Below are 26,380 nucleotides of genomic sequence, written 5' to 3' on the forward strand. Positions count from 1 at the left end.
GTTTATTACCAAAGACCTTGGGACTATTTAGACTGCTGCCGCTCAACCCGGCGTGAACAACGAGGGATTACCCACCATGAACAAGAAGGCGCTTCGCGCCCTGCTCCGTGAACGGCGCGCCCTCATAGCCCCCGAATCCCATGGCTTCAGCAGACCCACGGGACAGGGGCGCCGCGCGCCGGGCCTGTCCCAGCACCAGGTCGATCAGCTCCTGCACCGCACGATCGGCACCTACCACCGCCTGGAGTCGGGCACGTACCCGAACGCGCCCGCGGAGCTCCTGCGGGACGTGGCGCGCCTGTTCGGCCTGAACGAGCAGGAGTGGGTGCTGCTGTGCCGCTACGCGCTGCTCCAGGATCCGCCGGGGCCGCTGTACCCGACGTCGGGCAAGGAGATCCCCGGCGTGTGGCAGGAGGCGGTCGACGGCATCAACCACATCGCGTACGTCTCCGACTCGTCCTGGGACCTGCTGGCGTGCAACAAGGCGTTCACGGAGCTGTTCCCGGACCACAGGCCCCCGGCGAACACCATGCGCTGGATGCTGCTCGACCCGCACGCCCGCCACATGCTCGTGGACTGGCAGAACGCGTGGGCGCCGCTGCTGCTGCCCCAGTTGCGCGCCGCGCTCGCGGCGCGCCCCGACGACGACACGCTCGCGCAGATCGAGAAGGAGGTCCTCGCCGACCCGGACGCGGCGCCGATCTACGAGTCGGGCGGCTCCGCGATGCACCCCGACGGCGACGAACGGCCGCTGCTGCACGCACGGCTCGGCCCCGGCTGGGCGACGATGTGCGCCGCGCAGCCGCTCACCACACCGGGCGCGCGCCTGATGATCCTCGTCTTCCATCCGGGCGTGCGCCGCGCCCACCCCAGGAACCCCGCCCTGCGCGCAGGCTGAATTCCGCCCCTCCCGCACCACCTGCCCGTGGGCAGACGCGGCATCGCCACGTAGGTTGAACAAGCCCCCCACAGCCCCCTTCAGCCCCGTGGGAGACACCCATGCCCGCCTACGTCTCGATGCCGCACACCGTCCTCGGTCCCCACAAGGTGACCACGGACGAGATAGCCGACGACATACGTTCACGCCACCCGGGCCACCCCCGGATATCCGCCGCGGTGCGCGCCGTCCAGGGATGCGGGGTGTCGACCCGCTACTTCGCCCGCCCCCTCGACTCCCCCACGGTCGCGGGCGAGGCCGGCATCGCCGAGCGCGCCCGCACCGCCTTCGCCGACGCGCTCGAACTCGCCGAGCGGGCCGCCACCTCCGCCATCGAGGCGGCCGGCCTGAGAGCGAGCGACCTCGACGGCATCGTCACCACCCACTCCACCGGCTGGGCCACGCCCAACCTCGACGTCCACCTGATGACCCGTCTCGGCCTGCGCCCCACCGCACGCTCCCTCGCCCACACGTCGCTGGCCTGCACGGGCGGCACCAAGTGCCTGATCCGGGCGGCGGAGATGGTGGCGGCGCGGCCGGGCAGCAAGGTGCTCGTCGTCGCCGCAGAGGTGATCTCCGCCGTGTACCACCACAGCGACACCGGCATCGACGCGATGATCTACAAGGCGCTGTTCGGCGACTCGGCCGGTGCCGCCGTCGTCAGCGACGAACCGCTCGGCCCCGGCTTCGCGTACGAGGACGGCTTCGAGCACGTGCTGCCCGACACGGCGGGACAGCTGGGTGGCCGGATCACCGCGGACGGGCTGCACTTCGACGCCACCAAGCAGGGCCGCGCCGCCTTCACCCGGACGCTGCCGGCGCTCACCGACTGGCTGGGCGCGCGGCCCACCGAGTTCGCGGTGATCCATCCGGGCAGCCCCCGCATCATCGCGGACACCGCGGCGGCACTCGGCCTCGACGGCGACGACGCCCGCCACTCCACCGCGACGCTCACCGACGAGGGGAACCTGGGCGGCGTCAGCGTCCTGCGCGTCCTCGAGCGCACCCACCAGGAGCCGCCGCCCGCAGGGGCCCGCGGCACCGTAGTGGCCTACGGGCCCGGGTTCACCACCGCCGCGCTCCACGGCCACTGGCACGCCTCCTGATCCCGCCCTCAAGATGTCCCGGCGGGACACATGTCCCAATGGGACACGAAGGTGTACAGTCGAAGACATGAAGGCGAACGAGGCCACCGGCTCCCGACCCGCCGGCGACCGCCGGCAGGCCAAGGCCCTGCGGACGCGCGAGGCGCTCGCGGAGGCCGCCGTGGAGCTGGTCCTCGAGCGCGGGCTCGCCGAGGTGACCGTCGAGGCCATCGCCGAGCGCGCGGACGTCACACGCCGCACCTTCAGCCGGCACTTCGCGGGCAAGGAGGACGCGGCGCTCGACTTCACGCGCGCCGACGGCGCGGGGATCAACGCGGCGCTGCGCGCCCGCCCCGCCGACGAGCCGCCTCTGCTCGCCTACCGGGGCGCGGTCGCCGACTACCTCGCCGACCGCGAGAGCCCCGGCTGGCACCACCGCCCACGGCTGCGCGAGCTGTACGCCGTCGTGGACGCGGAGCCCGCCCTGTTCGCCGCGTACGAGCGGATCCGGGTCGACGCCCAGGACGAGTCCGTACGCATCATCGCCGACCGGCTCGGCACCGACCCGGCCCGGGACCCGCGTCCCGAGGTCGTGGTCGGCGCCGCCGCCGGAGTACTGACCGCCGCGCTGCGCACCTGGGCGCGCGGCGCGGGCACGGACGCCGAAGACCTCGCCGCTCTGGTCGCGCGGGCCTACGACGCCCTCATCACGGAGGCCGCCGCCGCGGCGGCCCCCGACGTCGCAACCAGAAGGTGAACGCATCATGAGCACCACCCCCACCACCGGCTCCGTGACCGACTACGCCGCCGAGTTCGCAGGGAAGACCGCCCTCGTCACCGGCGCGGCCTCCGGCATCGGCCTGGCCACCGCCCGTCGCCTGGGCCTCGGCGGCGCCAATGTCGTCATCGCCGACTACAACGAGAAGGGCGCCCAGGAGGCCGCCGACGCGCTGAAGGCGGAGGGCCTGAAGGCCGCCACCGTCGCCCTCGACGTGACCGACCCGGCGTCCGTCGAGGCGGCCGTCCGGTTCTCCGTCGACACCTTCGGCGGTCTCGACCTGGCCGTGAACAACGCCGGCATCGGCGGCGCGAGCGCGCCCACCGGCGAGTACGACATCGATGTCTACAACCGCGTCGTGCGGACGAATCTTGACGGTGTGTTCTACAGCATGCGCTACGAGATTCCCGCCATCGAGGCCGCGGGCAAGGGCGGCGCGATCGTGAACGTCGCCTCGATCCTCGGCTCGGTCGGCTTCGCGGGGTCGCCCGCGTACGTCGCCGCGAAGCACGGCGTGGTCGGCCTGACGAAGACGGCCGCCGCCGAGTACGCCGCGAAGGGCATCCGCGTCAACGCCGTCGGCCCCGGCTTCATCGACACCCCGCTCCTCAAGGAGATGAACAAGGCCGCCTACGACGGTCTCGTCGCGCTGCACCCGGCGGGCCGCCTCGGCCACTCCGAGGAGGTCGCCGAGCTGATCGCGTTCCTACTCTCGGACCGCGCCTCCTTCGTCGCGGGCAGCTACCACCTGGTGGACGGCGCGTACACCGCCGTCTGATCCGCCGCGCCGCATACGCCGCTTGTGTCACATCTCCTCTCATGGAACGGTCTGCGAGGGGTACGGGCGAAGGGACCCGGACCGTCCCGATGTGGAGGGCACAAGGCAGGCAATGGCAGCGCAGGCTCGCGAGTCCTACTTCGACAACGTCAAGTTCCTGACGATCGTCCTCGTGGCCTGCGGGCACGCGTGGGAGCCGCTGACCTACGGCTCCCGCGCGGTGACGGCGCTGTATCTCACGGTCTACGCCTTCCACATGCCGGCGTTCGCCCTCGTCTCCGGCTATTTCTCCCGCACGTTCGACATGGCCCCGCACCGGCTGAAGCGCCTGGTGACCGGGGTCGTCGTGCCGTATGTGGTGTTCGAGGTCGCGTACACGCTGTTCTACCGGTGGGCGCAGGACGATCCGGGGTATCCGATCAGCCTGCTGGACCCCTGGTACCTGATGTGGTTCCTGGCGGCCCTGTTCGTGTGGCGGCTCACGACACCGCTCTGGCTCCAGCTGCGCCACCCCGTCCTGGTCTCGCTCGCCGTGGCGACGGGCGTGTCGATGTGGCCGGGCGCGGGCGGTGACCTGGCGCTCCAGCGGGTGCTCCAGTTCCTGCCGTTCTTCGTGGCGGGTCTGGTGTTGCGCCCCGAGCACGTCGCCCGGGTCCGGACGTGGCGCGTGCGGTGGGTGGCGCTCGGGGTCGGGGCGGTGGCCCTGGTCGCGGCGTACTGGGTGGCGCCGTGGTTCGACGCCGGCTGGTTCTATCACCGGGGCGCCGTGCAGGGGCGGGGCGTGCCCGGGTGGGTGGGTCTGATCGCGACGCCCGCCCTGTTCGTCCTGGCCCTCGCGCTGACGGCGTGCTTCCTCGCGTGGGTGCCGGGCCGCAGGCTCTGGTTCACGGCCCTGGGCACCGGGACCGTCTACGCGTATCTGCTGCACGGTTTCGTCATCAAGTCCTCCCGGTTCTGGGACTGGTACGACCACCCGTGGCTGCACGGCCCGCTTGGCGAGGTGGCCGTGACGCTCGCCGCGACCGCCCTGGTCACGGCGCTGTGCACGGAGCCGGTGCGCCGGGTGTTCCGCTGCGTCGTCGAGCCCCGCATGGACTGGGCGTTCCGGGGCTCCGGGCGGGCCAGGGCGCTGCCCGAACAGGCGGGGGCGCCCCGGGAGCGGGTCACATCCCGCGGCGGCTGATCTGGTGCGCCGAGGCCAGCAGGCAGTGCATGCGTTCGGTGAGCGCGCCGAGGTCGTCGGCGGGCCGGTGGAACGCGAGCCGCACGTCGGCCTGGCCGCGCACCCGCTCCAGACGCAGCGTCAGGCCGTGCCGGTCGACGGCGAGCGGCTGGACGCGGACGACGCCGTGCAGGCTCTCCGGCGTGATGAGCCGGGTGAGCTGTTCGACGGCCTCCGGGTGGGCGTCGGCGAGATGGGTGAGCAGCTTGGGCTCGGCGAGGGCCAGCGGGTCGGGCGTGGCGGCGGCCAGTTCGTCGAGGTCGATGCCGACGCGCCCGGCCCGGTTCTCCAGAACCGCGCGCTCGGGGCGCAGCACCAACTCATCTCCGTCCGGGACCAGCTCCCCCGACAGCCACACCCGGGCGCGCACCCGGTCCCGTACGGGGACGGGCGCCGCGTCGGCGAACTCGAGGAGCGCGGTGGGCCGTCCGTGCGGCGCGCAGAGCACGGCGGCGGCGAGCACGCTGTCGGCCGGCGGCACGATCCGCACCGTGCCGTCGTCGTCCACGCAGTGCGCGCCGACGAGGTCGTCCTGTCCCACGTCGGTGGAGACGCCGCAGGTCCACGCGGCGGCGAGCACGGAGCGTGCGTGGGCCGCCGTGCTGGGCACGGCGGCAGTGATCTGTCGGACACCCATCCCGAACCTCCATTAGGTAAGCCTCACCTAACTTATCCGAGATGATCGACGGGGGTCCACCCCGCCCCGCCGCCGGCTTCCTGTGTCGCCGCCCGCCTCGTGCCGTCCGGTGCGATTGACTCGGCGGGTGCGCAGATACCTCGTGTTCCTCGTCGCCGTCGTCGGCGCGCTCGCCGCGCTCGCGCTGTCGCTGCTGCTGTCCCCGTGGTGGTGGTTCGCCGCAGGGCCCCTGCTCGCCCTCGCGGCGCTCGGGGTGTGGGGCCTGACCCAGTCGCGCCACTCCGTGCTGCGCAACTATCCCGTCCTCGGGCATCTGCGCTTCGTCATGGAGTCGCTGCGCCCGGAGATGCAGCAGTACTTCGTCGAGCGCAACTACGACGGGCGGCCCTACGACAGGGACGTGCGCAGCATCGTGTACGAGCGGGCGAAGGCGGTGGAGGCCGAGGAGCCGTTCGGCACCGAGCGCGACGTGTACGCGTCCGGGCACGAGTTCCTGGTGCCTTCGCTGCTCCCGGTCGACCCGTTCGAGGAGCCGCCCACCGTCCGCGTCGGCGGGCCCGACTGCGCCCACCCGTACGACATGGCGCTCCTGAACGTGTCGGCGATGAGCTTCGGTGCCCTGTCGAGCAACGCGATCCGCGCGCTCAACAAGGGCGCGGCGCTCGGCGGTTTCGCGCACGACACCGGCGAGGGCGGCCTGTCCGAGCACCATCTGGCGCACGGCGGCGACCTGATCTGGGAGATCGGCACCGGCTACTTCGGCTGCCGCACCCGCGAGGGCCGCTTCGACCGCGCCGAGTTCGCCGACAAGGCGGCACACGAGAACGTCAAGTGCGTCTCCCTGAAGCTGTCGCAGGGCGCGAAGCCCGGCATCGGCGGCGTGCTGCCGGGCGGCAAGGTCAACGCGGAGATCGCCCGCGTACGGGACGTGCCGGAGGGCGAGACGGTGGTGTCGCCGCCGTACCACCGGGAGTTCGAGACGCCGCGCCAAATGGTGCGTTTCCTGGCCGAGTTGCGGGAGCTCGCGGGCGGCAAGCCGGTCGGGTTCAAGCTGTGCCTGGGGTCTCGGGCGCAGTTCCTCGCGGTGTGCAAGGCGATGGCCGCGGAGGGCGTGACGCCGGACTTCGTCGTCGTGGACGGCTCGGAGGGCGGCACGGGCGCCGCGCCGCTCGAGTTCGCGGACCACCTGGGGACGCCCCTGACCGAGGGGCTGATCACGGTCCACAACGCGCTCGTCGGCACCGGTCTGCGCGAGCACATCAGGGTCGGGGCGAGCGGGAAGGTCGCGACCGGCGCCGACATCGTCAAACGCCTCGTGCAGGGCGCCGACTTCACCAACGCGGCTCGCGCGATGATGTTCGCGGTCGGCTGCATCCAGGCGCAGCGCTGCCACACCAACACCTGCCCCGTCGGCGTGACGACGCAGGACCCGCGCCGCGTGCGCGCCCTGGACGTCGACGACAAGTCCGAGCGTGTGCGCCACTACCAGGAGGCGACCGTGCGCGGCGCGGCGCAGATCATGGCCGCGATGGGCGCCCGGCACCCGCGCGAGCTCCGCCCGGACCAGCTGATGCGGCGCACCGGCGCGGACATGCCGGTCTCGTACGCCCGGCTGCACGACTGGCTGGAGCCGGGCGAGCTGACCGGGCAGCCGCCCGTGACCTGGGCGGCGGACTGGGCGGCGGCCGACCCCGATCGCTTCTGAGGGCCGGCCGCCGCGCCTGGCGCCATCGAACAGCGCCAACTCCACGCGAACGAGGGGTGAATATGCCAACCGCCCGCGCGCCGCGGCACGGGACGGCATCATGCCGCCATGGACGGTAGTACTGCGCTCCTGCGGGAGCTGTTCACGCCCGACGAGTACGCCGCGGTCCGCAGTCACGCGGACCATCTCGGCGTGACAGTGATCGAGTACGTACGCTCCTCAGCCGCCGAACGCGCCCTGGAGCGGCTCCACATGATCCGGGCCCTGGAAACCCACGCACCGCAGCTGGCGAAGTTGCCGATACCGCAGGTGGAGCGCTCCCACTGCGCCGACGGCGGTTCGTCGCCCGCCCTCGACCGCTTCCTCGACACGCTGGCGCACCCGCACCCCACCGAGAGCGGCTGACCCGGTCTGAACGGGTCTGTACGGGGCACTGGAAAGGGTACGGACGCGAACGAAGGGAAGTGATCGGCATGCGTGCGTCGAGGGGCGCCCAACGGCGCGCCGCGCGCGTGGAGTTCCTCATGCCGCGGGGTTCGGGCGCCGCCCGCTGGGCCCGGCGGCTGACCCGCCGGTTTCTCGCCGCGCACGACGGGGACCGGGCGACCGACGCCGAGCTGGTGGTGTCCGAACTGGTGGCCAACGCCACCAAGGACGGCGACGGTTCCTGCCGGATGAGCCTGCGGCTCGACCCGGGCGGGCTGACGGTGGCGGTCCACGACGAGCTGCCCGGGCTCCCCCGGCGGGCCCCCGATTCCAGGACCGCCGAATCGGGGCGCGGCATCGCACTGGTGCACGCGCTGGCCAGCCGCTGGAGCGTCGAGCCCGACCCGCGGGGCGGCAAGACGGTCACGGCGCTGCTCGCCTGACCCCCGGGGCGGCGCGTACACCGCCCCGGCGGCCGGGCGCGGGCCTCAGTGCCCGCGGGCGATCCACTCGTCGAGGTGCGGGGCCTCGTCGCCGATCGTCGTGCTGTCACCGTGCCCGGTGCGTACGACGGTCTCGGGCGGCAGCGTCAGGAGCCGGTCCTTGATGGACTCCACGATGGTCGGGAAGTCGCTGAAGGTCCGCCCGGTGGCGCCGGGCCCGCCCTGGAACAGCGTGTCGCCGGTGAACACCACGCCGAGCGCGGGCGCGTACAGGCTGACCGCGCCGTGGCAGTGCCCCGGCGTGTGCAGCACCGTCAGCTCGACGCCGGCGACGGCGATCCGCTGCCCGTCGGCCAGCTCCCCGTCCGGCGCGCGGTCGGGGTGCGTGCGCTTCCACAGCTCGGTGTCGGCCGGGTGCAGGAGGATCGGGGCCCCGGTCCGCGCGGCGAGCGCGGGGGCTGCGTCGATGTGGTCGTCGTGCGCGTGCGTGCACACGATCGCGACCAGGCGCCGGTCGCCGACCGCCGCGGCGATGGCGTCGGCGTCGTGGGCGGCGTCGATGACGATCGCCTCGCTGTCGTCGCCGACGATCCAGACGTTGTTGTCGACGTCCCACGTGCCCCCGTCGAGGGAGAACGTGCCGGAGGTGACGAGGTGCTCGATGCGCGCCGTGGCCTCGCTCATCAGAACACCACCACCGAACGCAGCACGTCACCGTGGTGCATCCGCTCGAACGCCTTCTCCACGTCGTCCAGGCCGATGGTCTCGGTCACGAACGCGTCGAGGTCGAGGCGCCCCTGGAGATACAGGTCGATGAGCATCGGGAAGTCACGGGACGGCAGGCAGTCGCCGTACCAGGACGACTTCAGCGCGCCGCCCCGCCCGAACACGTCGAGCAGCGGAAGCTCCAGCTTCATCTCCGGCGTCGGCACACCGACCAGGACGACCGTGCCCGCGAGGTCACGGGCGTAGAAGGCCTGCTCGTACGTCTCCGGGCGGCCGACCGCGTCGATGACGACGTCGGCGCCGAAGCCGCCGGTCAACTGGCGCACAGCCTCGACCGGGTCGGTGGAGCGGGAGTTGACGGTGTGCGTCGCGCCCAGCTCGCGCGCGGTGGCGAGCTTCTTGTCGTCGATGTCCACGGCGATGATCTTCGCCGCGCCGGCCAGGCTCGAACCGACGACGGCCGCGTTGCCCACGCCGCCGCAGCCGATGACGGCGACGCTGTCGCCCCGCCCCACGTTCCCGGTGTTGATCGCGGCGCCGATCCCGGCCATCACACCACAGCCGAGCAGGCCCGCGGCGGCCGGCGACGCGGCCGGGTCGACCTTGGTGCACTGCCCCGCGGCCAACAGCGTCTTCTCGGCGAAGGCGCCGATCCCCAGCGCGGGCGACAGCTCCGTACCGTCGGCCAGGGTCATCTTCTGCTTCGCGTTGTGCGTGTCGAAGCAGTACTGCGGACGCCCGCGCTCACAGGCACGGCACTGCCCGCACACCGCACGCCAGTTGAGGACGACGAAGTCGCCGACGGCGACCTCCGTCACGCCGTCCCCCACCGATTCCACGACACCCGCCGCCTCGTGACCGAGGAGGAACGGGAACTCGTCGTTGATCCCGCCCTCCCGGTAGTGCAGATCGGTGTGACAGACCCCGCAAGCCTGGATCTTCACGACGGCCTCGCCCGGACCCGGGTCCGGCACCGTGATCGTCGCCAGTTCCACGGGCGCACCCTTGGCTCGCGCGACCACGCCCTGCACCTGCTGTGCCATGACGGTCAGCCCTCTTTCTCCATAGCGGCTCTCACGCTTCGTTACCCGCCCATCCTCGCGCACGTGAGGAGCGGAAAACAGCACCGGTGCCCAGGTCGGGGCGCTCTACGCTGCTCTGGTGCACCAGCGGATCCAGGCTGCGGCCGCCCTCCTCCCGGTCAACGGCGCGCTCGTCGGAGCGCTCGCCGTCCTCCTGACGATCGCGGCGGGCGTGGCGGCCCTGCACCGCCTCTCCCCCGACGGTTCGCGGCGCCGGGCGCGGGACATCGCGGTCGCCGGGGCCCGGGCGGCGGTCCAGCTCGCCGTGGTGTCGCTCGTGATCGGCTGGGTGGTGCGGCACGGGGCTGCGCTGCTCGCCTTCCTACTGCTGATGGCGGCGGTGGCCGCGCGCACGGCGGGCCGCCGCGTCACGTCGAACCGGACCTGGGTGTGGGCGGCGCTCCCGATCGCGGCGCCAGTGGCCCCGGTGGTGGGCGGCCTCATCGCCTCGGGTCTGCTTCCGCTGCGCGGCATCGCCGTGATCCCGGTGACCGGCATCCTCATCGGGGGCGCGCTGACGGCGACCGTACTGGCGGGGCGCCGGGTCCTGGACGAGCTGACGGCGCGGCGGGGCGAGGTGGAGGCGTGCCTCGCCCTCGGCCTGCTCCCCCACGAGGCGCGCCTGGAGATCGGCCGGCCCGCCGCGTCGGAAGCCCTCCTTCCCGGCCTCGACCAGACGCGGACGGTGGGCCTGGTGACGCTGCCCGGCGCGTTCGTCGGGATGCTGCTCGGCGGGGCGTCGCCGGTGACGGCCGGGGCGGTGCAACTGTTCGTGCTGGTGGCGCTGATGGCCGTACAGGCGATCGCGGTGGCGGTGACGGTGGAGTTGGTGGCGCGGGGGCTGTTGCACCGGTCCGCGCCGGGTGCGCCCTAGTCGTCCATGATCTTGAGGAGGCCGGAGAGGACGCGCAGGCAGGTGTCGATGTCGGCCTCGGTGATGTCGCCGTCGACGGTGCGCAGGGCCGCGCGCTCGCGATCGAGGACGACGCCGATGACACGGCGGCCCTCGTCGGTGAGGCGGATGAGCGAGGACCGTTTGTGGGCGGGGTTCGGGACGGCCTCGACGAGCCCGCGCTCGGCGACCTCGTTCACCATGCGCTGCACGAACTGACGGCTGAGCGCCTGGAACCGCCCCATCTGCGGAACCGTCATGGGCCCTCGCCCGTGCAGCATGGCGAGCACGGCGCGGGAGCCCGACGAGAGCCCTTCGGCGGCGACGTCGCGCTCCACGGCGACGTAGGCGCGGCGGTAGAGAGGGCCGACGAGGTCGAACACTTCGGCGAGGCGGTCGGCGAGGGCGGGGGGAAGGGTTCCCGTGTCGCGGTCCGCGTCGTGCACGCCCTCGTTCGCCTTCTCGTTCACGTTCTCGTTCACGCGCCCCATCATGACACCTGGGTTGTCATATCGCCGAGCAGATGACAACCTGGTTGTCATGTCCGACCTCTTCTGGATCGACAAAGGCACCGGCCGCCCTCTCGTTCTGCTCCACGGCGGCTTCCTCGACCACCACATGTGGGACGACCAGATCGCCGTCCTCGCGGCGGACCACCGCGTGATCGCGCCGGACGCGCGGGGCCACGGCCGCTCCCCCAACGCCACGGAGCCGTTCCGGCACACGGACGACCTCGCGGCGCTGCTGCGCCACCTGGAGACCGGCCCGGCAATCCTGGTCGGCGTCTCGATGGGCGCCTCCCTGGCCGTGGACACGGCGCTCGAACACCCGGAGTTGGTGGCGGGCGTGGTCGTGAGCGGCGCGGGGACGAGCGAGCCGTACTTCACGGATCCGTGGACGACGGGGCTCTGGCAGACGTGGCAGTCGGCGATGGCCGCGGGAGACGTGGCCGCGGCGGTGGAGGCGTTCACGCGGTTCGCGTCGGGCCCGCACCGCACGCTCGACGACCTCGACCCTCAAGTGGTCGACCGCCTGCGGAAGATGACCTGGGGCACGATGTCGAAGCACACGGCGGAGGAACCCGACTGGAGCGTCCCCCTCAAGGACACCTGGGACCGGGCCGCCGGACTCACCCTCCCGATCCGCGCGATCAACGGCGCCGTCGACTCGCCCGACCACATCGGCATGGCGGAACGCCTGACGTCGAGCGTCACGAACGGCCGCTCGACCTCGATCCCCGACACGGCGCACTACCCGAACATGGAACGCCCGGCGGAGTTCAACCGGGCGCTTGCGGAAGCCCTGCGCGACATGTGACACCGACGCGCCGCCTGCGCCGCACGGCGATCCACCGCACGACCGCGGCCAGGGTCGCCACGGTCCCCGAAATGGCGAGCCCCAGCAGCGCGCCCGTGAACGGACCGCCGGCGGCGACCCCGCCCACGACACCGACCCCCGTCGAGTACGAGGCCCAGACCGCCTCCGCCACACCGGACGCCACGAGGAACCGGCTCACCCGGAAGTCCACGAGGCCCGCCGCGACCACGCCGACGAACCGCCCGGCGGGCAGAAACCGGATCCCGATGACGAACGGGATGCCGTGTCTGCGGACCCGTACGGCGGCCCAGTCGAGCAGCACGGCCCGCCGTCGTACGCGCCGCACGCGCCGCAGTACGGGACCGCAGAACCGTCGCGTGGACCGGAACACCAGGACGTCGCCCAGCACGGCGGCGCTCCACACCACCAGCAGGACCAGGGCGAGTTGGAGCCGACCGTCGGCCGCCATGGCGCCGGCGCTGACGAGCAGCCACGAGTTCGGCACCAGCGGGAGCATGACGCACACGGCGAGGAGACCGTAGACCAGACAGTCGGGCATACCTTCAGCAAACGGGAGGAACGTTAAGAAAACGAGAGGAGTCGGCGTATCTCGGGGAAACCTCTGGGGGCCGCCCTTAAGGGAAGCCGCCCGACGGGTCACTCCACGATGCGCCCACGCCCCACGCCACCGCACTGGGGCGACCGTCCGACCGCGGGGTGGGGTTAACCCCCGCGTCCGGGCAGCACGACCCGACAGAACCGGGCACGGATTGTCGGGTCCGGCACGATGGACCCTCCCTAGCGTAGTGATCACCGAGGGAAGGACGGCAAGGAGTGCTGGAACGGCTGAACCAGGCCATGGACCACATCGAGCACCACGTCGAGGCCCACCCCGACGAGCCCGTCGACACGGCCGAACTCGCCCGTGTCGCCAGGACGTCGGAGTACCACTTCCGGCGGATGTTCTCGGCGCTCGCGGGCCTCCCGCTTTCCGAGTACATCCGCCGCCGTCGGCTGACGCTGGCGGGCGCGGAGGTGCTCGCCGGGGAGCGGACGCTGCTCGATGTGGCGGTGCGGTACGGCTACGGCTCGGGCGAGTCGTTCGCGCGGGCGTTCCGCGCGGTGCACGGTGTCGGGCCCGGCGAGGCCCGCCGGACGGGCGCCGCACTGCACTCCCAGCCACGCATGTCCTTCCGCCTGATCGTCGAAGGGAGCAGCAGCATGCGATACCGGGTCGTGGAGAAGGACGCGTTCACTCTCACCGGCAGGGGGACGAAGGTCCCCCTGGTCTACGAGGGCATGAACCCCGCCATCGTCGAATTCATCAAGAGCATCGGCAAGGAGACACTGTCCCGCTGGGAGGAGCACGCGACGGGTGATCCGGGCGGTGTGCTGGCCGCGGTCAGCAACCATGCGGCGGACGACGCTGAGGGCACCGAAATCGACTACTTCCACGGCGTGTTGACGGAGGACCCCCTCCCCGACGCGCCGGACACCCTCGACGTTCCGGCCGGCACCTGGGCGGTCTTCGAGTCGTCCGGCGAATTCCCGAAGGCGGTCCAGTACCTCTGGCGTGACGTCTACACACAGTGGTTCCCGTCGAACCCGTACCGCTCGCGCCCGGGCCCGTCCCTCTCCCGCACCACAGTGTCACCGGACGGCACCCACGCGGACGCGGAGCTGTGGATCCCGGTGGAACGCGCCGGAGACTGACCCTCCGGCTACCGCTTCCGCACCCGCCGGTCGTACCAGGCCTTCGCGCCCCGCCGCCCCACACCACTGACGACCGCCACGCCGAAACTGATCAGCGTGGCGGTCTCCCAGCGCGCCTGGTCCATGACGGCGCCGTTGGCCACGATGCACAGCGACAGCGTCATGAAGAACACCATCGAGCACAGCATCCGCAACGGCACCAGATACCAGACCGGCTTGCCACGCATCCCGTGCCGAACGATGTCGGCGAACTCCCGGTCGACGTCAGCATCCGAGAACTCCGCCCCATGCTCCTCGCCCACCGCGCACCCCGATCCGCTGAGCAAGTCCCGATGGGCGGATCGTCCCGTGGCCGGGAGGGGACGTCAATGCCGCCCGTGAGGACGGACTCCACAGCACGAAAAAAGGGCCCCGAAGGGCCCTTCGCGTGTGCGCCGGAGGGCGTCAACCGCCGATCGGGAGGCCGCCCATGAGGCCGTCGGTGGGCAGACCGCCGCCCGCGACCGGCAGACCGCCCTTGGTCAGGCCGTCGGTCGGCAGACCGCCGTCCGCGAGGCTGTCGGTCGGCAGGTCGCCCGGGCTGTTCACGGCGCCGCTGAGGCCGCCGCCGTCGTGCGTGGCCGGGAGGGCGGCCGCGCTCGCCGCACCGGCCGTGGCGACCACGGAGGCCGCTCCGGCAGCGGTGAGCAGTGCGACGCGGGTGACCCCACGAGAAAGGGAGAGGGACATGTCGTTCCTTCGAGAACGGGGGATTACGGACATCGTGACTACCGCTCGAAGCGCACGAAGGTTGCGGTCGAGGATGTGAAGGCTTGGCGATGACCCTTTCCGCCGCCCGGCCCGCACCACGGGCCCGCCGAAGTGGGCGTGGTGGGTCGTCGGCATCCTCGTCCCCGCGCTCGGCCTCATCGTCACGCTGATCACGCAGACCAGGCACAACGCGGCCCGGAGCGAGCCCCCGTCGTCGGCGCCTCGCGCGTCGGCGGCAGCGGAGACTCCGGTGGCCGCCGACCCCACCGACTCGCCCCCGGCGGACGACACCGTCACCACCGTGTCTCCGTCCCCTTCGCCCTCGAAGGCATCGCCGAAGGTCCTCAGGACCGGCAACTTCTCGATGCACGAAGGGGACTACGCCGACCTCGAACACGGCACCGTAGGAGAGTCGGTCAAGAGCGCCGACTTCGCGGTGACCGGCGGCGCACGGACGCGCTGACCGACTACCCCCACAACGGGGCCTCCATGGACTACGGCCTGGAGGGCACCTGGTTCTGCCTGCCGACCAGCGCGAACCACCTCGCCGCCGTGGAGTGGATGGGCGACTTCGAGAACGAGGGCGCACGTTTCCACTTCATCGTCTGGGACGTCCCCGCACCTCCCGCCGCCGACCGGTAGCCACGGACGCCCCGGCACTGGTGTTGACCAGAACTTGCACAGAGCGTGCGCAAGGCCGGGGCGGCCTCGTCGCGCTGGTACGGATTTGTCGCCCCAGCCGCGTCGGCGACAACCCCTTCGAGCGCGCCGCACGCTCGACGAGGTGGAGGAACTGCCCCGATTCTGTGCCCGCACACACAAGATTGTCGCCTCAGGTTGGCCAACTGCGCTCCCGTCACCGGCCATTGACTGGATGCTCCGCGCGGCCGTGTGGTGTGATCACCCGCGCCACTCCCCCTTGAAACCCCCCGTGCGAAGGACTTCCCCATGAACTCCGCTCACCAGATCCAGTCCCTCGAGATCTCCGACGCCGACCTCGACAGCGTCTCGGGCGGCCTGAGCCCCGAGGGCAGCGTCACCATCGACGACAAGACCTTCGGCACCGCCGACCTGGTCTCCACGCTGCAGGGCGCCGCCACCCAGGCCCAGGGCGCCCTCGCCCAGCCCCACCAGATCGCCATCAACGGCTCCCTCTGATTCCGCGCGCCGAGGTCCTCCTGCCCGGCGGGGCAGGAGGACCTCGGTCGTTTCTCCGTGGCCCGGGACGCGTACGCTCCGGGCCATGACCGTTTATGACGCAGTAGCGATCGACAGGCTTCAGGGTGGATCGGCCGAGCTGGGGCAGTACCTCGGCAAGGCCGTGCTCATTGTGAACGTGGCCTCGAAGTGCGGGCTCACGCCGCAGTACACCGCCCTGGAAGAGCTGCAGAAGAAGTACGCGGATCGTGGGTTCACCGTGCTTGGCGTGCCGTGCAACCAGTTCATGGGGCAGGAGCCCGGCAGCGCCGACGAGATCGCCGAGTTCTGTTCGGCGACGTACGGCGTGACCTTCCCGATGACGGAGAAGGTCGACGTGAACGGCGACGCGCGGCACCCGCTGTACGGGAACCTCGTCGGCGCGGCCGATGCCGAGGGGCACACCGGGGACATCCGCTGGAACTTCGAGAAGTTCCTCGTCGGGCGGGGTGGCGACGTCGTCGCGCGGTTCTCGCCGCAGACCACACCCGATGCAGACGAAGTCGTTCAAGCCATTGAGCGGGAGATCGGCGCCTAGGAGCCGCTCCTCCTGCGCCGCCGCCCGGCCCGTAGCACGATGGGCGCATGTTGTTCGCTCGGCTCGCTCAGGTGTCCCAGGACGTCGCCGCCGCCTCCGCGCGGTCGCGGAAGATCGCGCTGCTCGCCGAACTGTTCCGGGACGCCGAGCCGGACGACGTGCCCATCGTCATCCCGTATCTGGCCGGTCGGCTGCCGCAGGGGCGGCTCGGTGTCGGGTGGCGGGTGTTGAGCGAGCGGACCGAGCCCGCCGACCGGCCGCGGTTGAGCGTTCATGACGTCGATGCCCTGATGACCGAGCTCGGGGATGTGTCGGGCGCCGGGTCGCAGGCCGAGCGGAAGCGGCTCGTCGGTGAGCTGATGGGCGCCGCCACGGAGGCGGAGCAGCGGTTTCTGTTCGGGCTCGTGACCGGTGAGGTGCGGCAGGGAGCCCTGGACGCCGTCGCCACCGAGGGGCTCGCGCAGGCCACCGGCGCCGCCCCCGCCGACGTACGGCGCGCGGTGATGCTGGCGGGCGGGTTGCAGGACGTCGCGCAGGTGCTGCTCGCGCGGGGGCCCGAGGCGCTCGACGAGTTCCGGCTCACCGTCGGCCGGCCCGTCCAGCCGATGCTCGCGCACAGCGCCGCGAGCGTCGACGAGGCGCTCGACAAGCTCGGTGCCTGCGCCGTCGAGGAGAAGCTCGACGGGATTCGTGTGCAGGTACATCGGGACGGGCGCGACGTGCGGGTCTTCACGCGGACCTTGGATGACATTACCGATCGGCTTCCTGAAGTCGTCGATGCCGTACGGGAGTTCCCTGGTGAGCGGTTCATTCTCGACGGCGAAGTGATCGCGCTCGGCGCGGACGGGCGGCCGCGGGCGTTCCAGGACGTCGCCGGGCGGGTCGGCTCGCGCGTCGACGTGGCGCGGGCGGCTGAGGCGCTGCCGGTCTCCCCCGTGTTCTTCGATGTGCTGTACGTCGATGGGAGGGATCTGCTGGATCTGCCCTTCGCGAAGCGGCATGAGCAGCTGGCTCGGCTGATTCCCGAGCCGATGCGGGTGCGGCGCGTACTCAATGACGATGAAGCCGATGACGAGCAGCGGCGTAACGCCGGGCGCTTCTTCGACGAGACCCTCGCCCGTGGGCATGAGGGTGTCGTCGTGAAGGGGCTCGAAGCGCCGTACAGCGCCGGGCGGCGCGGTGCCTCCTGGTTGAAGGTCAAGCCCGTGCACACCCTCGACCTGGTGGTGCTCGCCGCCGAGTGGGGGCACGGGCGGCGCACCGGGAAGCTGTCCAATCTGCACCTGGGGGCGCGCAGGCCCGACGGTTCGTTCGCGATGCTCGGCAAGACGTTCAAGGGGCTCACGGACGCGCTGCTCGCCTGGCAGACCGAGCGGCTGCTCGAGCTGGCCGTGCACGACGACGGGCATGTCGTCACCGTCCGGCCCGAGCTGGTCGTGGAGATCGCCTACGACGGGTTGCAGCGGTCGACCCGTTACCCGGCGGGCGTGACGCTCCGCTTCGCGCGCGTGGTGCGGTACCGCGAGGACAAGACGGCCGCGCAGGCGGACTCCGTGGAGACGGTGCTCGCGGCCCATCCCACGGTCGCCCCTTGACCTCGCCAAGAACCGTTTGAAACCGCTGACCGTTTCTTTGCCAAAGCTTGGCGCGTATAGGGTGACGTTCATCCATTCAAAGTTGCATCTGCCACCTATTGGCCGCCGGGACAGCGGCCGCGCACGGACAAGGGGAGAGACGTGCCCGCTTCACGCCTGAGCAGGACACCATTGCCGGGAATCGGCTACCGCTACGACCTGACCACCCGCGAACAACGTCAGCTGTCGGTCGTGGCGCATCGCGACGGGGGCCGCACCCTCAGCGCGTACCGGGCCGACGACCCGGACGCCTGCGACCTGTCGCTCAAGCTGACGTCGGGGGAAGCCGCGTACCTCATCGACGCGCTGACGCCCTCGCACCACAGCCCGAACCTGTTGCACACCACCGACCTGGGGCTCGTCGCCGAGCGCATCGAGATCCCGGGCGGTTCGGTGTGGAACGGCCGGCTGCTCGGCGAGACGAAGATGCGCACCGAGACCGGCGCCTCGATCGTGGCCGTGCTGCGCCGCGCCGACGCAATCCCTTCGCCGACGCCCGACTTCCGGCTGGCGGGCGGCGACACGGTCATCGTGATCGGTACGCGGGAGGGCGTCGACGCGGCGGCCACGATTCTGGGGCGGGAGTGACCGTATGCACAGTGCTGTCTTTCTGATCGAATTCGGTGCCATCACGCTGGCGCTGGGGCTGCTCGGCCGGCTTGCCGGACGTCTGCGGTTCTCGCCCATCCCGCTCTATCTCCTGGCAGGTCTCGCGTTCGGCGAGGGCGGTCTGCTGCCGCTCGGCGCCAGCGAGGAATTCGTCGCCATCGGGTCCGAAATAGGCGTGATCCTGCTCCTGTTGATGCTGGGTCTGGAGTACACGGCCAGCGATCTCGTCACCAACCTGAAGACGCAGTACCCGGCCGGTCTCGTCGACATGACGTTCAACGCGCTGCCGGGCGCCGTCGCCGCGCTGCTCATGGGGTGGGGTCCGGTGGCCGCCGTCGTGCTCGCGGGCGTCACCTGGATCTCGTCCTCGGGCGTGATCGCCAAGGTGCTCGGCGACCTGGGCCGGCTCGGCAACCGCGAGACGCCCGTGATCCTCAGCATCCTGGTGCTGGAGGACCTGGCGATGGCCGTGTATCTGCCCATCATCACGGCGCTGCTCGCCGGGGTCGGCTGGGCGGCGGGCGGGCTCACGCTCGCCATCGCGCTCGGCGCCGCCGGTCTGGTGCTGTTCATCGCCGTGCGGTACGGACGGCACATCTCGAAGTTTGTCTCCAGCGACGACCCGGAGAAGCTGCTCCTCGTGGTGCTCGGCCTGACCATCCTGGTCGCGGGCCTCGCGCAGCAGCTCCAGGTGTCCGCCGCCGTCGGCGCGTTCCTCGTGGGCATCGCGCTGTCCGGGGAGGTCGCCGAGAACACGCACACGCTGCTGTCCCCGCTGCGCGACCTGTTCGCGGCCGTGTTCTTCGTCTTCTTCGGCCTGCACACCGATCCGGCGAGCATTCCGCCGGTGCTGCTGCCCGCGCTGCTGCTGGCCGTGGTCACGGCCTGCACGAAGATCGCGTCGGGGTACTGGGCGGCGCGCCGCGCCGGGATCTCCGTCAAGGGCCGCTGGCGGGCCGGTGGCGCCCTCGTGGCGCGCGGCGAGTTCTCCATCGTCATCGCCGGTCTCGCCGTGACCTCCGGCATCGAGCCCCGACTCGGCCCGCTGGCCACGGCGTACGTCCTGATCCTGGTGATCGTGGGCCCGCTGACCGCGCGCTACGTGCAGCCGCTCGCGCAGCGCCTGTTCCCGCAGCGCACCCCGGCCTCGCTCGACCTTCCCGAGCCGCGCCCGGCCGCCGAGGACGAGAAGCCCGAGGCGGTCGACGAGAAGCAGGCGGCGGTGGACGAGCACAGCCGCTGACCTCGCCCGGAACGACGGGGCCGTCCTCCCATCCGGGAGGGCGGCCCCGTTCGCGCTCCGGTCGCCCGCCATGACGGGGGCGCTTAGCGTGGTGGGCGAAGCCGATCGGGGGGCCGGGTGGTTTGGAGGCCACGATGGATCGCTCGCCCGACACCCCGCAGGCGCGGAGCGCCCCGCCGGACGACGGCTCCACGCCCTACGCGGGCGGGGGCAGGCACGAGCACCGCTGGGTGATCCTGGCCGTGATCGGCCTCGCCCAGCTGATGGTGGTGCTCGACGCCACGATCGTGAACATCGCGCTGCCGTCGGCGCAGAAGGACCTCGGGTTCTCCGACGGCGACCGGCAGTGGGTCGTCACCGCGTACTCCCTGGCGTTCGGCAGCCTGCTGCTGCTCGGCGGGCGCGTCGCCGACCTGGTGGGCCGCAAGGCGGTCTTCCTGACGGGTCTCGTCGGATTCGCGGTGGCATCGGCGCTCGGCGGCGCCGCGGTCAGCTTCGGGATGCTGGTGGTGGCGCGTGCGCTGCAGGGCGCGTTCGGCGCGCTCCTGGCGCCCGCCGCGCTGTCGCTGCTGACGACGACGTTCACGGATCCCAAGGAACGGGCGAAGGCGTTCGGCATCTACGGCGCCATCGCGGGAGCGGGCGGCGCGGTGGGCCTGCTGCTCGGCGGCATCCTGACCGAGTACCTGGACTGGCGCTGGTGCCTGTTCGTGAACCTGCTGTTCGCCGCGTTCGCGTTCCTCGGCGGGCTGCGGCTGCTGCACGGCGGGCGTCCCGTGGACCGGCCGAAGCTGGACGTGCCGGGCACGATCCTGGTGTCGGCGGGCCTGTTCTGCATCGTGTACGGGTTCTCGAACGCCGAGACGCACGACTGGGGCGACTTCCTGACCTGGGGATTCCTCATCATCGGCGTGGTGCTGCTCGCGGCGTTCGCCCGGTTCGAGAGGGACGCCGAACATCCGCTGCTGCCGCTGCGCGTGCCGCTCGACCGGGACCGCGGCGCGTCGTACCTGGCGATGTTCATCGCCGGTGCGGGCATGTTCGGCGTGTTCCTCTTCCTGACGTACTACTTGCAGCAGATCCTGGCGTTCTCGCCGGTCCAGACGGGTGTGGCGTTCCTGCCGATGGTCGCCTGCATGATCTTCTCGTCGATGGTCACGCAGAACGCGCTCGCGCCGAAGTACGGCCCGAAGCCGCTCGTCCCGCTGGGCATGGCGCTCGCGGTCGGCGCGATGATCTGGCTGACCTTCCTCGACCTCGACAGCACCTACGCGGGACATGTGCTGCCACCGACGCTGGTGATGGGCCTCGGCATGGGCCTGATCTTCGCGACGGCCATGAACCTGGCGACGTCCGGGATCGCCGCGCACGACGCAGGTGTGGCCTCGGCGATGGTGAACACGAGCCAACAGGTGGGCGGTTCCATCGGCACGGCGCTCCTGAACACCCTCGCCACGACCGCCGCGGCCAACTATCTCGTCGGCAAGAAGCCGACGCCGCTGGTCCGGGCGGAGGCCGCGATCGAGAGCTACTCGACGGCCTACTGGTGGTCGGCCGCGTTCTTCGGCGTCGGCTTCGTCGTGACGCTGCTCCTGTACCGGCCGGGCGCGCCGAAGGTGATGTCCGGCGAAAGCTCCGCCGTGCACATGTGAGGTGCGCACATGTGGGGAGCGCACATGTGGGGAGCCCATGTGTGAGGCACCCGCCGGAACGCGTCGTCCGGTTCGCCCGGCCCATCCACCGGGCATACCCCCTGAGCACAGTCCACCGCGCGCCGCGGCGGTTGTGCCGTGCGGGGCGGACAGGACAGGGGCGAGGTGGCCGTCATGCGTGGCGTGCCGTACGACGCGTACCAGGTGGACAGCGAGCGGCTGGCGACGGCGTTCGTCGAAGTGGCCGACGCGGCCGTACGAGGTGGTGCGCAGGCCCTGTCCGCGCTCGTCGGCAGCTGCGTGGCGCTGCTCGGGGTGGAGTCGGCGGTGGCCGTCCTGAATCCGCCGCCGGGCCGGGTGGAGGTCGCGGCATCGGATCCGCGCGGGCTGCGCCTGGAGCAGGCGGCGCTGACCTGGGGCGAGGGGCCGGGACGTGACTGCCGCAGCTCGGCCACGGCGATCCGGGGCGTCCCGCTGGCGCATCCGTACGCGCGCGCCAACTGGCCCTCGTACACGGCGATGGCCCGCGGTCTCGGATTCGCGTGCGTGGTGGCGGTGCCGCTGCGGGCCCGGGACCGGGCGGTGGGCTCGCTGAGCCTGCTGTCGGAGCGCCCCGGCCCGCCCGGCCCGCTGCAACTGCGGCTCGGCCAGCATCTGGCCGACGCGACGGCGCTGGGGGTCGTGCCGCGCGCGGGGAACTGAAGGAGATCCGTGCCGCCTGCTCGCGAACGCGCGGCCCCGCACCGAGACTTGACGCATGGCTGACGGGACGAGGCGAACGAAGCGCAGCGCCGGCCTGCTCCTCTTCCGGCGCGCTTCGCACGAGATCGAGGTACTGCTCGGGCACATGGGCGGCCCGTTCTGGGCGCGCAAGGACGCGGGCGCGTGGGGTGTGCCGAAGGGCGAGCACGAGCCGGGCGAGACGGCGTGGCAGGCGGCACGCCGCGAGTTCCAGGAGGAGCTGGGCCTGCCGCCTCCGGAGGGCGCCGCGCTGCCGCTGGGCGAGACGGTGCAGTCGGGCGGCAAGCACGTGACGGTGTGGGCGGTGGAGGCCGATCTGGATCCGGCGGCCGTGGTGCCGGGGACGTTCACGATGGAGTGGCCGCGCGGTTCGGGGCGTACGGCGGAGTTCCCCGAGCTCGACCGGGTCGCCTGGTTCGGCCTGGACTCGGCGCGCGGCCGGATCGTGAAGGCGCAGGCGGTGTTCCTGGACCGGCTGGCCGAGCAGGTCTGACGTCGCACGACGCGGGTACCCGGCCGGGTCCCACCCGCCGCCCACGTTGCGCACCTCCGTGGCGCGCGGGAAGGTCGTAGGAACCGCGCAGAGGAGGTCGGCAGCATGCCCATCGCGACGGTCAACCCGGCGAACGGCGAGACCCTCAAGACGTACGAGGCCCTGTCCCCGGAGGAGATCGAACGCAGGCTCGCCCTCGCGGCGAGCGCCTTCGACTCCTACCGGACGACGACGTTCTTCGACCGGGCCAGGCTGCTGCAACGGGCCGCCGACCTGCTGGAGGCGGACGCGCCCGACATCGCCAAGGTGATGACCACGGAGATGGGCAAGCCGGTCGCCGCGGCCCGCGCCGAGGCGCTGAAGTGCGTGAAGACGATGCGCTGGTACGCGGAACACGCGGCGCGGCTGCTGGCGGACGAGCATCCGGCGGAGCCCGACGTGAAGGACTCGGGCGCGGTGCGGGCGCATGTGCGCTACCGGCCGCTCGGCCCGGTGCTGGCGGTGATGCCGTGGAACTTCCCGCTGTGGCAGGTCGTACGGTTCGCCGCGCCGGCCTTGATGGCGGGGAACGTGGGGCTGCTCAAGCACGCGTCGAACGTGCCGCAGACCGCCCTCTACCTGGAGGATCTGTTCCGGCGCGCCGGATTCCCCGAGGGCTGTTTCCAGACGCTGCTGATCGGCTCGGGCGCCGTCGAGGACATTCTGCGCGACGAGCGCGTGGAGGCGGCGACGCTGACCGGCAGTGAGCCGGCCGGGCGTTCCGTGGCCTCCATCGCGGGCGACGAGGTGAAGAAGACGGTCCTGGAGCTGGGCGGCAGCGACCCGTACGTGGTGCTGCCGTCGGCGGACGTGGCGAAGGCGGCGAAGACGGCCGTGACGGCGCGCGTGCAGAACAACGGGCAGTCGTGCATCGCCGCGAAGCGGTTCATCGTGCACGAGTCGGTGTTCGACGAGTTCAGGGACGCGTTCGTGGCCGGGATGCGGGAGCTGCGGGTCGGCGATCCGCTGGACGAGGACACGGACGTGGGTCCGCTCTCCAGCGAGCAGGGCCGCAGCGATCTGGAGGAGCTGGTCGACGACGCGGTGGAGAGCGGCGCGACGGTGCTGTGCGGCGGGCAGCGGCCGAAGGACTTCGCGGACCGCGGCTGGTTCTACGAGCCGACGGTCATCGCCGATGTGACGCCGGAGATGCGCATCCACCGGGAGGAGACGTTCGGTCCCGTGGCGACGCTGTACCGGGTCGCGGACCTCGACGAGGCGATCGCGGTCGCCAACGACACGTCGTTCGGGCTGAGTTCCAACATCTGGACGCGGGACGAGGACGAGATCGAGCGGTTCGTGCGCGACAGTCAGGCGGGCGGCGTCTTCGTGAACGGCATGACGGCCTCCCATCCGGCGCTGCCCTTCGGCGGCGCGAAGCGCTCGGGGTACGGGCGCGAGCTGTCGGACCACGGGATCAAGGAGTTCTGCAACATCACGACGGTGTGGATCGGGGCCTGAGGGCGAGCCTGGCCCCGGCGCACAGCCCGTGCAGCAGGTCGCTGCCGGAGCTGTGACCGACGGCGAGCAGTGCGGCGACCGGTGCGGCGAGGTCCGCGCCGGTCGCCGCCGCGTGCAGCACGGCCGCCGCCTGCGGGACGCAGTACCCTGCGGCGGCGTGGTGCAGGAGGGCAGCGGAGACGGGGGCGGTGCGGGTCGCGGCGTGGTGGGCGGTGTCGAGGAGGACGGGCAGCCAGTCGGGGGCCGGTCCCGGTAGGCGGGCGGCGAGCAGGAGGCCGCAGAGGTGGTCGTCGCCGGACGGGGTGGCTCCGGGGCCGAGGCCGATGAGGGCGTCCGCGGCGCGGCGCCGGTCGACACCGGCCCCGTGCGTGAGGGCATGGTCGAGCGCCGTGACGGCGGAGCGGATCTCCGAGGTCACGGGGCGCGGCGGTCGCAGTGCGGCGAGGCGTTCGCGGGTCGGGCCGGGTGGGGTGTCCTGGGCGCGGGGCGGCTGCCATGTGTCACGGGCGACGAGGTCGAGGCCGCCGACGGCGAGGTGACCGCCGCCGACCCGCCCCGCGTCGCCGACCGCCGTGCCGTCGAAGGGCCGCTCCCCCGCCGCCCCCGGCAGCACGACGGCCGTCGGCACGCGCACGGCCCCCGGAGCGATCACGGCGAGCGGGGTGTCGGCGCCGTACGGGAGCACGTACAGCGCCTGTCGGGTGGTGGCGAGGACCCTGGCCGGGCGGGGCGGCCCGGCCAGGACGTCTCGGGCGAGGGTGCTCACGGTGCAGGAGAGGCGGGCGGGGCTCATGGCCGGGCAGCGGCGTCCGGCACGTCGAACGCCGCGAGTGCCTTGCGGAAGCACTCCAGGGGCGCGTGCGCGAGCCCTGCGCCGATCTGCCCGATGCCGGGTTCGCGGTGGGCGATGCCGGTGGTGACGACGGGCTCGATGCCGGTGTCGAGGACGGCGCGTACGTCGATGCCGACGGGCGAACCGATGCCGCCGAGGGCGGGGAGCCGGTAGGCCTCGTGGCGGGCGAGCGTGATGCGGGCCATGTCGCGGCTGGTCCGCAGCGCTTCGTGAACGGTGCCGCCGACGAAGCCGGTGATGGCGGGGGCGGCGGCGAGGGCGAAGCCGCCGAGGCCGTTCGTCTCGGTGATGGCGCTGTCGCCGATGTCGGGGTTGGCGTCCTCGGGTCCGTATCCGGCGAAGTACAGGCCGCGGACCTCGGCGGCGGGCGCCGTGAACCAGGCGTCGCCGAGGCCGCTGACGCGGATGCCGACCTCCACGCCGTTGCGGGCGAAGGCGGTGACGAGCGTGGAGTGCGGGACGCCGTGGGCGGCGGAGGTGGCGAGTTTGGCGGCGGCCATCGAGAAGTTGAGGAACCAGTAGTGGTTGTCGGCGAGGAAGTCGAGCACGTCGGGTCCGTGGGGCACGCGGGCCAGTGGTGCGGCGAGTTCTCGGAGGAGCAGGGCGGAGGCGGCGGTGTTGCGGCTGTGGCACTCGTCGCCCATCTGGAGCGCCTGGGCGACGACGGCGCGCAGGTCGACGCCGTCGGGCCGGTCGGCGAGGGCGGCCCGCAGGGCGGGGGCGAGTACGTCGGCCATCCAGCGGAGCCGGTCCATCACGTCGTCGCCGAGCGCCCCGTAGCGCAGGCAGCGGCCGGCGCCCTCGTTGAGGTTGGCGTAGGCGCGGCGTCCCGTGGCCGGGTCCTCGACGACGAGCACGGGCATCGACGGCGAGGTGATGCCTCCCATCGGGCCCACGGCCTCGTGGTGGTGGCACGGCTCGAAGCGCAACACGCCCGTGTCCGCGAGCCGTTCGGCCTCGTCGGGGGTCGCGGCCCAGCCTTCGAGGAGCGCGGCGCCGATGACGCCGGCCCGCATCGGGCCGCACATGTCGGGCCAGGCGACGGGCGGTCCGGCGTGCAGCAGGACGCGTTCGCCGGTGGCGCGGTCGTCGAGGACCGGCAGGACGTCGCGGGCGGTACGCACGTCGCGCCACACGGGCCGCACGGCGAGCAGCCGGTCGACGGCGACCCGGTTGGCGGCCCCGACGGCGTCGTGCCCGGTGAGTTCGGCGAGCTTCCACGCGAGGTCCGGGTCGCCGCCGGCCGGGGGCCGCCAGTCGAGGCCGGTCACGTGCGCGCCGGCGGTGCGCGGCACGTCGGCGAAGTCGGCGACACCGACGGCGGCGATACGGGGTGGGATGTCACCGGAGCGGAGCAGGTCGGGGGCGAGGGGCGGGGTCATGGGTGGCCTCCTGAAGGGTGGGCGGACGGGCGGATCAGGCACACCCC

At 72.2% G+C, this 26,380-nt stretch carries 31 protein-coding genes; 22 read left to right on the forward strand and 9 right to left on the reverse strand.

What is annotated here, in order from left to right:
* Window positions 1–76: 76 nt before the first annotated feature.
* The 5 genes from ACTWJ8_RS00885 to ACTWJ8_RS00905 all read left to right on the forward strand — a co-directional run bounded on the left by ACTWJ8_RS00885 (window position 77) and on the right by ACTWJ8_RS00905 (window position 4,761).
* Window positions 77–898 carry a helix-turn-helix transcriptional regulator gene (locus tag ACTWJ8_RS00885; RefSeq protein WP_356382255.1) on the forward strand — a complete coding sequence of 274 codons (822 nt, stop codon included), beginning with the start codon at window positions 77–79 and terminating at the stop codon, window positions 896–898.
* Between the two features lie 101 nt (window positions 899–999).
* A complete protein-coding gene (locus ACTWJ8_RS00890) occupies window positions 1,000–2,043 on the forward strand; it encodes a PhlD (RefSeq protein WP_356382252.1) in 1,044 nt (347 codons plus the stop codon).
* Window positions 2,044–2,110: 67 nt separating this feature from the next.
* Window positions 2,111–2,779, forward strand: coding sequence for a TetR family transcriptional regulator (locus tag ACTWJ8_RS00895; RefSeq protein ID WP_443262380.1), 669 nt, complete (start codon window positions 2,111–2,113; stop codon window positions 2,777–2,779).
* A 7-nt stretch (window positions 2,780–2,786) separates the two neighbouring features.
* The gene (locus tag ACTWJ8_RS00900; protein ID WP_443262381.1) at window positions 2,787–3,578 is read left to right on the forward strand and encodes an SDR family NAD(P)-dependent oxidoreductase; all 792 of its coding nucleotides are present in this window, start codon (window positions 2,787–2,789) and stop codon (window positions 3,576–3,578) included.
* A gap of 112 nt (window positions 3,579–3,690) precedes the next feature.
* Complete coding sequence (locus tag ACTWJ8_RS00905) at window positions 3,691–4,761, forward strand: acyltransferase family protein (protein ID WP_443262382.1); 1,071 nt, start codon at window positions 3,691–3,693, stop codon at window positions 4,759–4,761.
* Here the strand turns inward: ACTWJ8_RS00905 and ACTWJ8_RS00910 are convergent.
* A complete protein-coding gene (locus ACTWJ8_RS00910) occupies window positions 4,742–5,437 on the reverse strand; it encodes a DUF2470 domain-containing protein (protein WP_443262383.1) in 696 nt (231 codons plus the stop codon). The genes ACTWJ8_RS00905 and ACTWJ8_RS00910 overlap by 20 nt on opposite strands.
* Window positions 5,438–5,564: 127 nt before the next feature.
* On the opposite strand from ACTWJ8_RS00910, the gene ACTWJ8_RS00915 reads away from it, so the two are divergent.
* From ACTWJ8_RS00915 to ACTWJ8_RS00925, 3 genes are all read left to right on the forward strand, one after another.
* Entirely contained in the window at window positions 5,565–7,142 is a 1,578-nt protein-coding gene (locus ACTWJ8_RS00915) for an FMN-binding glutamate synthase family protein (RefSeq protein WP_443262384.1), read from the forward strand.
* A gap of 108 nt (window positions 7,143–7,250) precedes the next feature.
* Complete coding sequence (locus tag ACTWJ8_RS00920) at window positions 7,251–7,547, forward strand: hypothetical protein (RefSeq protein WP_443262385.1); 297 nt, start codon at window positions 7,251–7,253, stop codon at window positions 7,545–7,547.
* Between the two features lie 68 nt (window positions 7,548–7,615).
* Window positions 7,616–8,011 carry an ATP-binding protein gene (locus ACTWJ8_RS00925; RefSeq protein ID WP_356382231.1) on the forward strand — a complete coding sequence of 132 codons (396 nt, stop codon included), beginning with the start codon at window positions 7,616–7,618 and terminating at the stop codon, window positions 8,009–8,011.
* 45 nt (window positions 8,012–8,056) lie between these two features.
* Here the strand turns inward: ACTWJ8_RS00925 and ACTWJ8_RS00930 are convergent, their stop codons facing one another.
* Both ACTWJ8_RS00930 and ACTWJ8_RS00935 read right to left on the reverse strand, forming a co-directional pair.
* Window positions 8,057–8,695, reverse strand: coding sequence for an MBL fold metallo-hydrolase (locus ACTWJ8_RS00930; RefSeq protein ID WP_356382229.1), 639 nt, complete (start codon window positions 8,693–8,695; stop codon window positions 8,057–8,059).
* A complete protein-coding gene (locus ACTWJ8_RS00935) occupies window positions 8,695–9,780 on the reverse strand; it encodes an S-(hydroxymethyl)mycothiol dehydrogenase (RefSeq protein ID WP_443262386.1) in 1,086 nt (361 codons plus the stop codon). Before ACTWJ8_RS00935 ends, ACTWJ8_RS00930 begins: the two co-directional genes overlap by 1 nt.
* Before the next feature lie 118 nt (window positions 9,781–9,898).
* On the opposite strand from ACTWJ8_RS00935, the gene ACTWJ8_RS00940 reads away from it, so the two are divergent.
* On the forward strand, window positions 9,899–10,693 hold the full coding sequence (locus ACTWJ8_RS00940; protein ID WP_443262387.1) for an ABC transporter permease: 795 nt from the start codon (window positions 9,899–9,901) through the stop codon (window positions 10,691–10,693).
* Here ACTWJ8_RS00940 and ACTWJ8_RS00945 read toward each other — a convergent pair.
* Window positions 10,690–11,193, reverse strand: coding sequence for a MarR family winged helix-turn-helix transcriptional regulator (locus ACTWJ8_RS00945; RefSeq protein WP_443262388.1), 504 nt, complete (start codon window positions 11,191–11,193; stop codon window positions 10,690–10,692). The genes ACTWJ8_RS00940 and ACTWJ8_RS00945 overlap by 4 nt on opposite strands.
* Window positions 11,194–11,251: 58 nt before the next feature.
* On the opposite strand from ACTWJ8_RS00945, the gene ACTWJ8_RS00950 reads away from it, so the two are divergent.
* Complete coding sequence (locus ACTWJ8_RS00950; protein ID WP_356382220.1) at window positions 11,252–12,028, forward strand: alpha/beta fold hydrolase; 777 nt, start codon at window positions 11,252–11,254, stop codon at window positions 12,026–12,028.
* Here ACTWJ8_RS00950 and ACTWJ8_RS00955 read toward each other — a convergent pair.
* Window positions 11,991–12,587 (reverse strand): DedA family protein, encoded by a 597-nt coding sequence (locus ACTWJ8_RS00955; protein ID WP_443262390.1) that lies wholly within the window; start codon window positions 12,585–12,587, stop codon window positions 11,991–11,993. The two genes, ACTWJ8_RS00950 and ACTWJ8_RS00955, sit on opposite strands and share 38 nt — an antisense overlap.
* Window positions 12,588–12,862: 275 nt before the next feature.
* Here ACTWJ8_RS00955 and ACTWJ8_RS00960 point away from each other — a divergent pair, with 275 nt between their 5' ends.
* Window positions 12,863–13,741, forward strand: a complete 879-nt coding sequence (locus tag ACTWJ8_RS00960; RefSeq protein ID WP_356382214.1) for an AraC family transcriptional regulator — start codon at window positions 12,863–12,865, stop codon at window positions 13,739–13,741.
* Between the two features lie 8 nt (window positions 13,742–13,749).
* On the opposite strand, the gene ACTWJ8_RS00965 is transcribed toward ACTWJ8_RS00960, so the two are convergent.
* A complete protein-coding gene (locus ACTWJ8_RS00965; protein ID WP_356382211.1) occupies window positions 13,750–14,043 on the reverse strand; it encodes a hypothetical protein in 294 nt (97 codons plus the stop codon).
* 142 nt (window positions 14,044–14,185) lie between these two features.
* The gene (locus ACTWJ8_RS00970) at window positions 14,186–14,470 is read right to left on the reverse strand and encodes an ATP-binding protein (RefSeq protein ID WP_443262392.1); all 285 of its coding nucleotides are present in this window, start codon (window positions 14,468–14,470) and stop codon (window positions 14,186–14,188) included.
* A 271-nt stretch (window positions 14,471–14,741) separates the two neighbouring features.
* Here ACTWJ8_RS00970 and ACTWJ8_RS00975 point away from each other — a divergent pair, with 271 nt between their 5' ends.
* The 11 genes from ACTWJ8_RS00975 to ACTWJ8_RS01025 all read left to right on the forward strand — a co-directional run bounded on the left by ACTWJ8_RS00975 (window position 14,742) and on the right by ACTWJ8_RS01025 (window position 24,098).
* Window positions 14,742–14,954, forward strand: coding sequence for a hypothetical protein (locus ACTWJ8_RS00975; RefSeq protein WP_443262393.1), 213 nt, complete (start codon window positions 14,742–14,744; stop codon window positions 14,952–14,954).
* Window positions 14,955–14,980: 26 nt separating this feature from the next.
* Window positions 14,981–15,133 (forward strand): hypothetical protein, encoded by a 153-nt coding sequence (locus tag ACTWJ8_RS00980; RefSeq protein WP_443262394.1) that lies wholly within the window; start codon window positions 14,981–14,983, stop codon window positions 15,131–15,133.
* Window positions 15,134–15,439: 306 nt separating this feature from the next.
* Window positions 15,440–15,649 carry a hypothetical protein gene (locus ACTWJ8_RS00985; RefSeq protein ID WP_443262395.1) on the forward strand — a complete coding sequence of 70 codons (210 nt, stop codon included), beginning with the start codon at window positions 15,440–15,442 and terminating at the stop codon, window positions 15,647–15,649.
* An 85-nt stretch (window positions 15,650–15,734) separates the two neighbouring features.
* Window positions 15,735–16,226, forward strand: a complete 492-nt coding sequence (locus ACTWJ8_RS00990; RefSeq protein ID WP_443262397.1) for a glutathione peroxidase — start codon at window positions 15,735–15,737, stop codon at window positions 16,224–16,226.
* A gap of 47 nt (window positions 16,227–16,273) precedes the next feature.
* Window positions 16,274–17,821, forward strand: coding sequence for an ATP-dependent DNA ligase (locus ACTWJ8_RS00995; RefSeq protein ID WP_443262399.1), 1,548 nt, complete (start codon window positions 16,274–16,276; stop codon window positions 17,819–17,821).
* A gap of 141 nt (window positions 17,822–17,962) precedes the next feature.
* The gene (locus ACTWJ8_RS01000) at window positions 17,963–18,448 is read left to right on the forward strand and encodes a cation:proton antiporter regulatory subunit (protein WP_443262401.1); all 486 of its coding nucleotides are present in this window, start codon (window positions 17,963–17,965) and stop codon (window positions 18,446–18,448) included.
* 4 nt (window positions 18,449–18,452) lie between these two features.
* Complete coding sequence (locus ACTWJ8_RS01005) at window positions 18,453–19,712, forward strand: cation:proton antiporter (protein ID WP_356382193.1); 1,260 nt, start codon at window positions 18,453–18,455, stop codon at window positions 19,710–19,712.
* 134 nt (window positions 19,713–19,846) lie between these two features.
* The gene (locus tag ACTWJ8_RS01010; RefSeq protein WP_443262402.1) at window positions 19,847–21,364 is read left to right on the forward strand and encodes an MFS transporter; all 1,518 of its coding nucleotides are present in this window, start codon (window positions 19,847–19,849) and stop codon (window positions 21,362–21,364) included.
* 174 nt (window positions 21,365–21,538) lie between these two features.
* Window positions 21,539–22,066 carry a GAF domain-containing protein gene (locus ACTWJ8_RS01015; protein WP_356382188.1) on the forward strand — a complete coding sequence of 176 codons (528 nt, stop codon included), beginning with the start codon at window positions 21,539–21,541 and terminating at the stop codon, window positions 22,064–22,066.
* Between the two features lie 55 nt (window positions 22,067–22,121).
* Window positions 22,122–22,598 (forward strand): NUDIX domain-containing protein, encoded by a 477-nt coding sequence (locus tag ACTWJ8_RS01020; RefSeq protein ID WP_356382185.1) that lies wholly within the window; start codon window positions 22,122–22,124, stop codon window positions 22,596–22,598.
* Window positions 22,599–22,703: 105 nt separating this feature from the next.
* The gene (locus ACTWJ8_RS01025) at window positions 22,704–24,098 is read left to right on the forward strand and encodes an NADP-dependent succinic semialdehyde dehydrogenase (protein WP_443262403.1); all 1,395 of its coding nucleotides are present in this window, start codon (window positions 22,704–22,706) and stop codon (window positions 24,096–24,098) included.
* Here ACTWJ8_RS01025 and ACTWJ8_RS01030 read toward each other — a convergent pair.
* Window positions 24,073–24,891, reverse strand: coding sequence for an oxamate carbamoyltransferase subunit AllH family protein (locus ACTWJ8_RS01030; RefSeq protein WP_443262404.1), 819 nt, complete (start codon window positions 24,889–24,891; stop codon window positions 24,073–24,075). The two genes, ACTWJ8_RS01025 and ACTWJ8_RS01030, sit on opposite strands and share 26 nt — an antisense overlap.
* The gene (locus ACTWJ8_RS01035) at window positions 24,888–26,333 is read right to left on the reverse strand and encodes a DUF1116 domain-containing protein (RefSeq protein ID WP_443262405.1); all 1,446 of its coding nucleotides are present in this window, start codon (window positions 26,331–26,333) and stop codon (window positions 24,888–24,890) included. Before ACTWJ8_RS01035 ends, ACTWJ8_RS01030 begins: the two co-directional genes overlap by 4 nt.
* Window positions 26,334–26,380: the final 47 nt, after the last annotated feature.

It is taken from the genome of Streptomyces sp. SDT5-1 (assembly GCF_052245995.1).
In the GTDB taxonomy this organism is placed as follows: Bacteria; Actinomycetota; Actinomycetes; order Streptomycetales; family Streptomycetaceae; genus Streptomyces.